This is a genomic window from Martelella alba (assembly GCF_005217455.1).
GTDB lineage: Bacteria > Pseudomonadota > Gammaproteobacteria > Enterobacterales > Enterobacteriaceae > Acerihabitans.
The window spans coordinates 1-12,095 of the sequence record NZ_SZPQ01000073.1 but is presented as its reverse complement, the minus strand read 5'-3'; the positions used below and the strand labels follow the sequence as shown (position 1 = coordinate 12,095).

Sequence of the window (12,095 nt, the reverse complement as noted above, 5' to 3'; positions counted from 1 at the left end):
TTCATAGAGATCTCCCCGATTCAGGTTACGAGAAAATTCTACTTATGAACACACCGGTTTTTCGGGGGGATTACCGTATGTCGCCATGCAAATTAGACATTATCGAATTAGAAAGCAAGAATAAGACTTACCGATGAAATCAGCGCTGTGCTATAAATTTATCAACATGTAATAATAGTTGAAGCGAGAGTACTATCATGTCCTATATTATCACCGGATTAAATGGTCGTGAGTTTAAGCACCTTTATGGATTATCAGACGATGAATTGAAAGGCTATGGAGCAATAAGAATAAAAGTTGATAATTATCCAGCCTATCCTGATAGGATTACATTGGAGGATATTCCTGTGGGGGAAAACGGTATATTACTAAATCATACTTACTTGGATGGTCCATCTCCCTATCGAGGCTCGCACGCCATATTTATTTGGGAAGGAAAGATAGAGCCCGCAGTTCTTCAAGACTGCCTTCCTGAAGTCATGCGCAAACGGATTATGTCGCTTCGCGCATTTGATGAAAATGATATGTTAATTAATGCTTCGGTGGTGTCTGGTGAAGAAGTGGAAGAAGAAATATTCCGTATGTTCGGCATTGCCCAAACCGAATACATCCTTGCTCATAATGCTAAACAGGGGTGTTTTTCATGCAAAATAACCCGAGGCTAAAAAAATAGTGATAATCAACTTATTTTTTCTCGTCTGAGGATTTTGAAAAAGTGAGATTATTTCCGTATAGATAACAATAATCCTATTGTTGTGGCGCCCATTATATCAAAGGGTATATAAAACGTCTTTGTTGCCCATTTTTCGAAACATTCAAAACGCGACTGAGTATGCTCAACTAACAGCCGCATACCTCGCCGGCCAGTCGTGCCGGCAGGTTACTGCGACGCCCCATCCCTGATGGCTGCCGTAGTCGAAGTCCCAAGGATATTGGGCGAAGATCTCGGCAAGCGATACGGCGGCGCGTCTTCTCTTTTTATACCGCACGATTCAACAGCACATTATGGCTGTCTAAATCAGGTTGGGTTAGGCATATTGCAGACGTACAGAGTTTCGCCGTGGGATGACCGCGGGGCTACAGCCATGAACGACCACGCATGGGCTTGGTGGTATGAGGTCAATGCAACGACATGCGTTGAGGACATAAATTCTCATTGGGATCCCTTGTGAAAAGGGAAGATTATCTATGCTTCGTTCCGCTTTTTTCATTCGCCTAATCAGCGTCATCATTCTTTTGCATGTGTATATCGGCGCGCGGCTTATTCCCGCCTTGCCGGTCGGCATGCCGTTAAAATGGCTCGCGGCGCTGCTGCTGGTTGCGTCTGTGTTGTTGATCCCGCTCGGCATGGCCGCGCGTAACATCGAAAAACAGCCACTGTCAGACTTACTCGCGTGGGTGGGCTATCTGACAATGGGTTTCTTCTCATCGCTATTGGTGCTGACGATTCTTCGCGATATCGTGCTGCTCGTGCTTTACGTCGTGAAGAGTGTGTGGGGTGTAGCCGCCATCATGGCGGATTTTATCGCGCCGAGCGCGCTGGGTGTGCCGCTATTGGCTGCCGTCCTCACATTGTGGGGCCTTTATTACGCGCGCCGGAATGCGCCGGTAAAAATTATCGATGTTCCCATCGCAGGGCTGGCGGCGGCGCTGAATGGGTTCTCAATCGTGCAAATCACCGACATCCACATCGGTCCGACCATTAAACGCGGTTATGTCGAGAAGATCGTCGCGACGGTGAATTCGCTTAATCCGGACCTGATTGCGGTGACGGGTGATGTCGTCGATGGAACCGTGCCTCAACTTGCGGCTGATGCGCGCCCGCTTGGCGCGTTATCGGCACGGCACGGCACCTTTTTTGTCACCGGAAATCATGAATACTATGCCGGTGTGGAGAACTGGATCATTGAGTTTCGCAGGCTTGGCTTTAACGTGCTGATGAACGAACATGTGGTCGTGAATCACGACGGCGCAAATGCTATCGTCGCGGGCGTGACGGATTACGGCGCGGGCAATGTTGATCCGGCGCACATGAGCGATCCGGCCAAAGCCATACAGGGTGCGCCGAGCGATATCCCGTTCCGGCTGCTACTGGCCCATCAGCCACGCTCCGCGGCGGCCGCATCACAGGCGGGTTTTACGTTGCAATTGTCCGGCCATACGCACGGCGGACAGTTTATGCCGTGGAATTTCTTCATCCGGTTACAGCAGCCGTTTGTTCACGGGCTGGACAAGCTCAATGATCTTTGGGTATATACCAGCCGCGGCACCGGCTATTGGGGGCCGCCGATACGACTGGCCGCACCGTCTGAAATCACATTCCTGCGCCTGGTCGCGGATCCGCCGGCTGTTTAATGTATCGAAAACATGACCATTGTATCGACGATCCAAAAGGCATCGCCAGCGCGTTCTTCAGTTGGTAATGCCGCCAGGGAGATAAGTACCGTCGGAACCTGTAGCTGACCATGACTTCATGTGGCTGCCTATCCCCTACTTGTCAGGTCCGGGAAAGAAATCGGAATATCCATAATCACAACCGCTTACGCGACTCCGTAATTCGGTTTTGTTGGTCAGATAGCGTAGAGCAATGCATTTTTCACCTGACTGATCGCGCGGTTGTGGGGGAGCAGGCGAGGGCCGGTCGCAGAGGTTTCGGCAATTATCCGAAATAACCGCGTTTTTCCACGGACTGGCTGAACATAGAATCTTAATGAAAAGCCCTGGGGGACTTTTCATACATAAGCATTTGCAAGATGTTAATTACCACATCAAATCATCGGGCACTTTGAAATCGGCATACGGGTCTTCTTCATCTTGCTCTTCCTGACTAAGCGCATTATTTAATACAATGCTGTTGGCATCTCGCTGCGCAATTTTATCGGCTACGCTCGCGGGGATAATAGCGTATTCACACTCGTTACTGTTATCAACAACCAAACGAGCGATGGCGAGACGACCACTAATCAGCTGAGCTTGAGTAATCTTATCCACAACTATTTTCTTTATTACATTATTATCTGTGAAGTTGAAACCAATATCGCCTTTTGAAATATCGATTCTGTTCATTTCAATGAGTTGCTTCACCTGAGCTTTATACTCTTTTGATAAAACCGCTTGTTTTTGTTGTTCGCTTAGCAGTTTATCACGCTCAAGTTGCGTTTTTTTATTTTCTTCCACAGCTGCTCTTGCCTCACGGGCCTGAACTCGTGATTTTTTAGCCGTTCTTTGGACTTTAGCCATTTTTTTGCTGGTCACTAATCCCGCTTTTAGCATCTGCTCTTGTAAGGTGAGTTTTGTCATCTTCGTTTCCAAACCCGCTGAATAATTTGTAGGATTATACCTGTAATTTTTGAGGCTGCACCAGGTTGCGGGACCTGATCACCGTGTGGCTTGAGTTTGAAGGGATTTATCAGAGGCCGGGGTGACCTACCTTCAGGATTAGACACAACGCTTGATTAATCATGCGCGCTTTTGGCGCTGGGCTGACCACCTGGTCTGATTGGATAAGCAGTCAGCTTCAGTACGAATGTACACCTTAGGCTTTCATAAACGCATCCAGCTCGTCTCTAAGGCGCTTCCAAATGGCAAAACGTCCTCGTCGCAACCCCTCGCCGGCCTTCAAGGCCAAAGTGGCTCTGGCCGCCGCGCGCGGCGAAAAGACGCTGGCCGAACTGGCTCAGCAGTTTGATGTCCATCCACGGCAGGGCTAAGTAATATGCATGGGCTGCGACATCACTACGCCCAGGCCCGATATCAGGCATTGACGGGATGGTCGGCTCCGGTGGCAGGGGGAAAGTCCAGCCGCATGCTAACACCCACAGAGCGTGCCCAGGATGCGTCGCCCGCCAGACCATAAGCCGAGAGCTGGGGCATGAGCGTACTCAGATCACGGCAGTTTACCCGGGACGATAGATAAAGCATAAAACCCCCATCTGGGTGCTAACGAAGTGGTGGCAGAAAACGTTACTTTGATATATGATGTGTATATCAAATATCATTCGTGAGGAGATACCAATGACCCGCATCGTGATCGATTTACCTGATGAAGATCTCCGGCAGTTGGATAACCTGAAGGCCATCCGCCATGTCGCCCGTGCTGAGATTATTAGGCAAGCCTTGGCTGGCTATCTGGAAAACAATCGTGTGGATAGCAGCAATAGTGCATTTGGCTTATGGGGAAACAAGAAGGTTGATGGGGTTGTCTATGAAAATCAAATCCGCGAGGAGTGGGAATGATTGCTCAATCGGCCCTTTTTGATACCACTATTTTGATTGATTACCTTAACGGTATTGCGCAGGCAAAAGACACCCTTGAAAAATTTAGCCACAAACCGGCCATCAGTGTTATTACCTGGATGGAGGTGATGGTCGGCGCCAAAAAAATGTCGCCAGAGCAAGAAACCCAGACACGTCAGTTTTTAGCGCAGTTTTTGTTACTGCCGGTGACCGATGAAGTATCCGAACGCGCCGTTATTATACGTCATGAATCTAAGATAAAATTGCCGGATGCGATCATCTGGGCGACGGCTCAGGTAAACTCCAGAACACTGATTTCGCGCAATCCAAAAGACTTTGGTCCCGAGTCAGGTGTGATCATGCCGTACCAGCTTTAAGCTGGTTAAAAATGCCTCGCAATCTGGTTTGACCAGTGCTAAATTCAGCAAAGAAACAGGTCGGCTTTGCCCCTGCTTAACAGATTGGGGCCTTTTGGGGGGCTTCCATAAAACGGAGCTCTAACTCACTTACTAAAAATAAATAATTATTTGGTTGTTCGAGTCCGGCCTGCAACGTTAATAGACGTCAACGGACTTTTTTTTGTGCCTGAAATCCAGTATCCGCGATAAGCCTCAACTCAGGGCTGTATTAACGTTTACGGAGGTAAAAACCGGCTTTCAACGCTAGTAATAAAAAGATGGCAGTGCTGCTAATGTAATGCCTTATCGTCTTCGGAAAAATTGGGATCATCGACTAACAGCTTTTATTCCTGGCTCAAAAAACATCACATCAGCGACGGCATCACCATGACCCCGCCGGTCGGCGCGTTCATTCCCCTCCGGCGCCTGCCAACGAACAACGGCAGTGAAACGGTGACGCTCAACCTGCCCGACGCCTTGCATCACGACCTGCTGCAACAGCCGGTGCTGCAGGCCGATGAAACGTCACTCGCCATCCTCGACCCCGGCAAAGGCAAAATCCAACGCGGTTACCTGTGGGCCTACGTCAGCGCGCAAAGCGCCGACCGGGCCGTCGTGCTCCATGGCTGTCAACCGGGGCGCAGCGGCCAATACGCCCGCGACGTGTTCAAGGGCTGGCATGGAGCCCTGGTGGTGGACGGCTATAGCGGTTACCAGACACTGTTCGAAAAGGATAAGAAGGGGAAAGAGCCCACGGTGTTGGAGGCCGGTTGCATGGCGCATACTCGTCGAAAGTTTTTTGACCCGTTCAAAACCAATAAAAACCCGGTGGCAAAACGCGCGCTCGAGATTATCCGCGAGCGCTACAAGCTCGAGCGCAAAATCAAACACCGGCCGGCGACTGAAAAACGCCAATGGCGAAAACGGTATGCCCAGCCTCAAATGACCGCCTTCCCATACCCGGCCGGTGTTGCAGCAGTGCAATCCGCGCCCGGCTCCGGGCTGCGCAAAGCACTGGACTATACCCTCAAGCGATGGCCGGTCTTGCTGCGTTATCTGGATGACGGCCGGGTGCCCATTGATAACAATCGCGCTGAAAATGTTATGTGCCCGATAGCGGTGGGGAGGAAAGCGTGGATTTTTGCCGGTCCGCTGCGCGACGGAAGCGGATGGCAGCTATCCTTAGCCTGCTGGAAACCGCCAAACTCAACGGTCATGACCCTTACGTCGAATGTGTCAGTAATTTACCCGACGACGCTGAGAAGACGCTGACAAATAGATCTATCATCTTGTAAGATACCCAACCTTTTTCGACTCCCTGATTTTTCACCAATGCACGGCCATAATCGCCAATAACGTGTGTAATAAAGGGGGGAATAGGCGGGAGTGATATGTTTTACTTCGATAAAAATATGGCGAATTATTAATTAAACAAATATAACACTGAATTAAAGATGATACATGCACGGTCGCTTGATTATCGGTATTGTTGTTAATAATTTTAGCCGGCATAAAAGTGACAATAAGCGGCATGTGTATAACTCAATAGAGCATTTTGAATATGAATAAATATATCACTTGCAAAAAAATATGTTTATACTCGCCATACTTTAAGCTGCCTCTTTGTTGGCACCCCAGTCACATAGTGCGCTATGCTCCTGGGGATGATGAGAGACACCCTGTCTCTCACTGGAGGCCCGATGTTGGCGGTTCAAATTCGTTCCCGACGAACTTGTCGTTCACTTGCCGCCACGATGCAACTCGACGTGTTTAGGGTATAGCACTAAAGCGTAAGCTCAAAGGGCCTAGCCTCCTTTAAAAAGTGTAACACACAATATAAGCAACAGGACACTTAGAACAATAGAAGCAAAGTGGATACTTAAGAGATAAAAATAATCTTTGTGTTGATGGCTAAAGCACCCTCTGTCGAAAAGATGCCATAGAAGTTAAACCACCCATTGAAAACTGAAAAAAAATGAAACTTATTTGTTAAAATGAAATGCACTTTGAATATAAAATCATTTCAAAGGCATAAGGAATTGTTCAATATAATAGTAATTTCTTAGGATTTATTTAACCAAAAAATGATTTCTGGCAAACAAGAAACAAGAAACAAGAAACAAGAAACAAGAAACAAGGAACAAGGAACATGAAACATGAAACATGAAACATGAAACATGAAGAATGAAGAATGAAGAATGAATTTAGAGGTTGCCATGAAAACAGATTATAAACTTTATGGGCTAATTGTCGGATTAACCATTACCATAATGGTTGTATGCGACACAGTCGTATTCAAGGTATTTGATATTTACGGACTTCGGATAACAGCAAGTGGAATAATTTTCTCTCTTTTCTATTTGCTATCAGCAATTTCAACAGAAGTGTATGGCTATAAATTAGGAGGAAGAACGGTTTGGATTGTTGTTTTCTGCCAGACAATATATGTGGGTTTGATAAATATTTGCGCTATTATCCAGATAGATTCAAATGAGATTTCCATGCATTACCACAAATTATTCCACGATTTTTGGCGGGTATGCTTAGGTACATGGGTATCCATGCCTGCTTCTTATTTTTGCGGCAGTTTTTTAATGTCTAAGTTGAAAATTTATTTCTCTGGCCGATTTTTTATATTAAGATACGTTTGTTCAGCCATGATGGCGCAAGCCATGTTATTGCTTACCGCGTATCCAATAAGCATGACTTCTAAATATACGTTTTATGAATTAATAAATATCATATGTACAACTTGGTGCTATAAAGTCATTATGTCTATAATGTTGCTCCCAGTAGGCGTTTATTTGGCACAAATAATAAAGAAAATTGAAAAGACTGACTACTATGATTGGAGTATTTCTTATAATCCACTGAAGGTATTTCAAAAGGATCAAGACAGCTTGGACAGAAATAACTATTTTAAAGAGTAACAAATGAGAATTATACAAATTTCTGATCTCCACTTATTTTCTAATGAACAAGGTAGTATGCACGGCTATAATACCTACCACTGTCTGCAAGCCGTCATAAATGACATCATCAGCAATATCGAAATAAAAGCTGATGCAGTATTTGTCACGGGAGATATCTCAGAAGATAAGACTGTTAATTCATACCTCCTTGCATTGAAGGAATTGGAAAAATTGAAGCTACCAATACATTATATACCAGGTAACCATGACGATAAAAAAATCCTGAATGAGTGCTTTGCGACGTCTTCATTGGTCGTGAATAAGAAATTGGTCAAAACAAAAGACTGGATTATTTTAAAAATGGACACGGCAGTTTTTGGCAGCGATAGTGGGATTTTTACGCCTGAAGATAATTTAACACTTCAACACGTGATAAGCAAAAACACTCGATCAAAAATAGCGTTATTTATGCACCACCATCCTGTAGCCGTGGGTGTTCCCTTAGTCGACAACTGTATGGTAAGTAATAATTCTCTTTTATTAAATAAAATCGAAAACTATCAGCAAATTAAAGGGATTTATTGTGGACATGCGCATGTAATTTACCAAACCTATATTAATGATTGTAGTATAGAGATATGCCCCGCCACGTGTTTTCAATGGAAATCAGGGGCTGATACAATTCAAACTAAAGATCTTCGGGGTTATAAAGTTGTAGAATTTTCAGAAAATTATAGTTCAACCGTTTGCCGTTTAACGTAGCTCCGTGGGCTTAGATTTACTGACATTATCACTACGGGTTTCACTTTCTATGGAAGATTTATGCTTTTTGATCTTCTGTATTGACAACGAAATGTGGCGACCTTGAATGAAACCCGTGGTGGAGATTATTTTTGTTAGGTCGCGAAAATTTACATTCAAACATTTCTGAATTATCGTATATGAACTCCCCCGAATATGCACCTTTCTCATGTCCGTTCCCCAATATATACATATTCTTTTGTGCTTCTTCAACAACTCGATAATTTTCAGATTGTTTCCTAAAATGGGACCATCCGAGGGCCATGTATCCTATAGCGCATGCGAGATAACCAGGCATGCCTGGCAGGCTATCTGAGAAACATTGTGCGGATGAAAGCGGTAATGCAGTTGACATATATGGAGAGACGAGGGTTGATGGTCGGCGCTAAAGAATGTCACCAGAGCGGGGAACCTTCACTTGCTGGCTTCTAGCGTAGTTTAGTTACCGCCAGGGTTTACTCGTTATATCACTCAACCCGAGTTCACCAGTGCAGATGAGAATAACGCATCACTGTGAATACGGCCCCGGGTAGATGTCGGTCCGAGAATTTGCGTCGCTGCATCGATCCTTTGCAAAAAGGGTCAGTACGACCCAATGATGTGAAGGTTGATGCGGCTAAGTCTGAAGCAAACGCCTATAAGCTTACCGTTGGCGACAGTGATTTCAGAAAGGTTGGTCCGTCTGGCGCTTTGCCGGGTAGCAACGCGCTGGTCAGTGGATAGCGGCCATCCTTAGCCTGCTGAAAACCGTCAAACTCAACGGTCACTCCCGTTATACCTGCTGCGATAGATGCTGACGCGGTTACTCTCCTGGCCCAACAGTCGAATATGTAAACTATTGCCTTATGCCGCAAAACCGCTTTCAATCATCGCTAACCCCTTCCCTGATATGAGTGGTCGGACCCGAAAGTCCGACCGGTACAACGTTCACCACAATGGAATGAGAGTGAGGTTGTATAATGGCATGTTCGGTCTCAATAGTGCCTAAACGGCTCCGGTTGTTGTCAAAAGAGTGTGGCAAAGAGGCAAAATGTCCCTCAAGTCTCTTTAGGAAAATGATAGACCCCGTGATTGGATAAATGCGCGTTGCCAACAAAGAGGCGACGTGAAGTATGACGAGTGTATCGCCTCATTATAATAAGCCATGCTGGCTTATTATGCTCTTTATGGACTAAGTGAGGCGTTGTATTTAGTAGTAACTATTTGACAATATTGGGAACCGTTAAGGAACTATTGAGGTAGTCTATGATACTTTACAGACTCACTTATAATTCTTTGCAATTTACTCCTGGCGAACTTAACAGTTCGTATTATTGACCGGGTGTCCACACCTGGTCATTTTTTTATCCGTCGCCGGGTCCCATTATTGGAAGGACGACATTCTGGTAATAACGGGTTAGTCGAGCCCTTGGGCGCGTTGGTTCGGAAGACGACCCTGCCTTGCAAATGTTAGCGAGGTAATTATAATAAAACAATTCATATTAATCTTAATAATGCAAATTGCATCACGCCGGCAAATAAGCAAGGCTCCAGAAACATAGCTGACGATGTGACGGAGAGAAGGAAATGTGGCCGGTTTAAGGCACCTTGATGTCTGGCGAGTATATCCCATAATCAAATTGATATGTTTTTCTCTAAGATCATTTGCTCCCACTTCAATGTTTTATGATTGCCGTGTAATCCATTGTGAAAATGGAAAATACAGCCATCAGATGATAGTAATATCATCGTTGATGATGGAGTGTGTGTATTAATACGGGATTATGTTATTATGAATTATTTTTATGAAGATCAAAATTTTGACAGTTGCTTTTGCACAGTGTTTTGTTTTATCATCGCAGACAGGGAAATAGAATTGAAAACCATTGCTAAATATAATGGAGAGGGGTCTATGGGCCAAATAAACCTCCAAAAAGAGGCTCCGGAAGCTCGTGCCAGCAGAAAGCTGAATTTGCCTATGGACGGTGTAAAACAACAATATATATTGCCGATAAAATTACTTTTCAATAGAAAATGCTGGTCATGGCAGAGAGCAAAAGTCGGTATCTGAACAAAAGAAGATAAATATCGATGTGAATATTGATAAAATTAACTTCGACAATATTTTTTTTGAATTTCATTCTTTTATGAACCGTTACAATAGAAATTCCCTTCCTGGTAATGGCTCGGGAAAAAGTGTTCATCCCGATTTTGCTGACTGGAAAGATGCCGGGACCAAGCACGCCGTTTGGCAAAATTCACAACAAAACGCCACGATTGCCATGTGTAATGTGTTGCAGGATTTGCAACATGGCGCGCTGTTGGACAACGCCTTTTAGAAAATCGTTCGAGGCCATATTGCATGTTATCGCATCGGGCGGGGGACGCGCGCTGGATATTCCGCATTGCCGTCGAAATCCCTCTGATAGCGGCACGGATCACCACGGAAGGCTAAGCATGCTTATAACCAATACGATGCCGTCCCTTGATGATTCCCTTACTTAGAAGCACCCTGGAACAAATGGCGTCCTTCTCGTTATTTCTCACATTGCCTGTTTGTTGGCCGTGTTCGTTCGTCGTTTGTTATTGACACCCTCGTGTCCAGCTAATTCGTATCGGGAGAGAAAGTGAAACACCCTTTGCAGGGATTAAAAATACAATATTTCAACCGTATTTTATTCCTGTTTTTATCTTTGAGGATTGCCGCATGTCTGAGCATCAAAAATGATCCCGTGCAGGTGGGAGTCGCCCCCGGTTCTATCTGGCTGGAAAGAGCGTTTTTCTTAAGAACGGTGCTGGCGGGGGATTTAATGTTTTTTATTGGCTTTTTATCGAGGCTTACCGTTGTGACTAGAGTGCCATCGTTTTTTCAAGAATATATTTCTGACGTATTTATTTACTCACCAATATTGTCGTTGTTTTTATTGCCGGTCAGTCGCGCTCGCCATCTTCCCGTGGCCTCGGATAAGACCGTAGAGGAGGAATATCGCGTTCAAGGCCGGGCGCTTTATCAACTGGCACAAGACTTCAACACAGCGAATACGTCCTCACACGGCAATCATTCTGTTCGGGTCATGCGTATTCGCAACGTGACTCAAGCCACATTGGTCGGTCTTTTGGCGACGCAAACATTGCCGTCGCCAACCCTGCATAGCGAACGATCCGGACCTATTGCCCGTCCCGCGTTGGAAGCTCAGCCTGACTCCACAATCCCTTTCAATTCGCCTAGAGATCGGTTCACGTCTGCCGATGCCGATGCCGATCAGTATCCGGCGAAGGAAAACGATGATGAGGTTTCGTTTAATTTGATGTATTTGCCGGATAGCCAATATCCGAACTATAAAGGCACACGTTTTTTTGCGGTGCCGATCTATAAAAACCGCCCGCCCAAACCTTCCCTCGTCCCATCGACACAATCTTCTCTAATGTCTTCTGCTAATCCCGGCCAATTGGATACGTCTGATATTGTCCGACCTGTCTCCGAGACACCTGTTGTGGCGCCCTCCGCCATACCCCCTGACGATCACGGGGTGAAAACGTCTGCGGGGAGCGGCACAAGGGATACATTCATAAGTGAACAATACCCGCCGCGGCGGCCCGATGTCAGTCCGACGCGCCGGTTCTCGGGCCATGTGGTAGCGCTGGAAGAGACTCAATTGTCCGCCATGCCGGAGCAAGTGGCGACAAAGTCACGGCGTCGGCCGTCTAATGTGCTATCCGGGGAGCCGGATGGCCTTGTGCCCGAACCGCCAGTGCTGTCCGACTTTAT

General features: G+C 46.0%; 11 protein-coding genes and 1 pseudogene. 11 read left to right on the top strand and 1 reads right to left on the bottom strand.

What is annotated here, in order from left to right; all coding sequences use genetic code 11:
- Positions 1-197 precede the first annotated feature (197 nt).
- Together FCN80_RS24765 and FCN80_RS24760 are read left to right on the top strand one after the other, a co-directional pair.
- The gene (locus FCN80_RS24765) at positions 198-665 is read left to right on the top strand and encodes a DUF1203 domain-containing protein (protein ID WP_136992984.1); all 468 of its coding nucleotides are present in this window, start codon (positions 198-200) and stop codon (positions 663-665) included.
- Positions 666-1,188: 523 nt separating this feature from the next.
- Positions 1,189-2,355 (top strand): metallophosphoesterase, encoded by a 1,167-nt coding sequence (locus tag FCN80_RS24760; protein ID WP_136992983.1) that lies wholly within the window; start codon positions 1,189-1,191, stop codon positions 2,353-2,355.
- A 405-nt stretch (positions 2,356-2,760) separates the two neighbouring features.
- Here the strand turns inward: FCN80_RS24760 and FCN80_RS24755 are convergent, their stop codons facing one another.
- Positions 2,761-3,300, bottom strand: a complete 540-nt coding sequence (locus FCN80_RS24755; protein ID WP_136992982.1) for a DUF2058 domain-containing protein — start codon at positions 3,298-3,300, stop codon at positions 2,761-2,763.
- 281 nt (positions 3,301-3,581) lie between these two features.
- Between FCN80_RS24755 and FCN80_RS24750 the strand changes: the two are divergent.
- The 9 genes and pseudogenes from FCN80_RS24750 to FCN80_RS26550 form a co-directional block, all read left to right on the top strand.
- Positions 3,582-3,704 (top strand): annotated as a pseudogene (locus tag FCN80_RS24750) (transposase); the annotation flags it as partial.
- A gap of 310 nt (positions 3,705-4,014) precedes the next feature.
- Positions 4,015-4,236 (top strand): ribbon-helix-helix domain-containing protein, encoded by a 222-nt coding sequence (locus FCN80_RS24740; protein ID WP_136992981.1) that lies wholly within the window; start codon positions 4,015-4,017, stop codon positions 4,234-4,236.
- Positions 4,233-4,613 carry a type II toxin-antitoxin system VapC family toxin gene (locus FCN80_RS24735; RefSeq protein ID WP_136992980.1) on the top strand — a complete coding sequence of 127 codons (381 nt, stop codon included), beginning with the start codon at positions 4,233-4,235 and terminating at the stop codon, positions 4,611-4,613. The genes FCN80_RS24740 and FCN80_RS24735 overlap by 4 nt, the downstream gene beginning before the upstream one ends.
- Before the next feature lie 408 nt (positions 4,614-5,021).
- A complete protein-coding gene (gene tnpC, locus FCN80_RS24730; protein WP_136992979.1) occupies positions 5,022-5,906 on the top strand; it encodes an IS66 family transposase in 885 nt (294 codons plus the stop codon).
- Positions 5,907-6,832: 926 nt separating this feature from the next.
- A complete protein-coding gene (locus FCN80_RS24725; RefSeq protein WP_136992978.1) occupies positions 6,833-7,564 on the top strand; it encodes a queuosine precursor transporter in 732 nt (243 codons plus the stop codon).
- A gap of 3 nt (positions 7,565-7,567) precedes the next feature.
- Positions 7,568-8,308, top strand: a complete 741-nt coding sequence (locus tag FCN80_RS24720; protein ID WP_136992977.1) for a metallophosphoesterase — start codon at positions 7,568-7,570, stop codon at positions 8,306-8,308.
- 1,810 nt (positions 8,309-10,118) lie between these two features.
- A complete protein-coding gene (locus FCN80_RS24715; protein ID WP_136992976.1) occupies positions 10,119-10,397 on the top strand; it encodes a hypothetical protein in 279 nt (92 codons plus the stop codon).
- Between the two features lie 22 nt (positions 10,398-10,419).
- The gene (locus FCN80_RS24710) at positions 10,420-10,665 is read left to right on the top strand and encodes a hypothetical protein (RefSeq protein ID WP_136992975.1); all 246 of its coding nucleotides are present in this window, start codon (positions 10,420-10,422) and stop codon (positions 10,663-10,665) included.
- 288 nt (positions 10,666-10,953) lie between these two features.
- On the top strand, positions 10,954-12,095 hold a 1,142-nt coding region (locus tag FCN80_RS26550; protein WP_170975514.1), incomplete at its 3' end, for a hypothetical protein.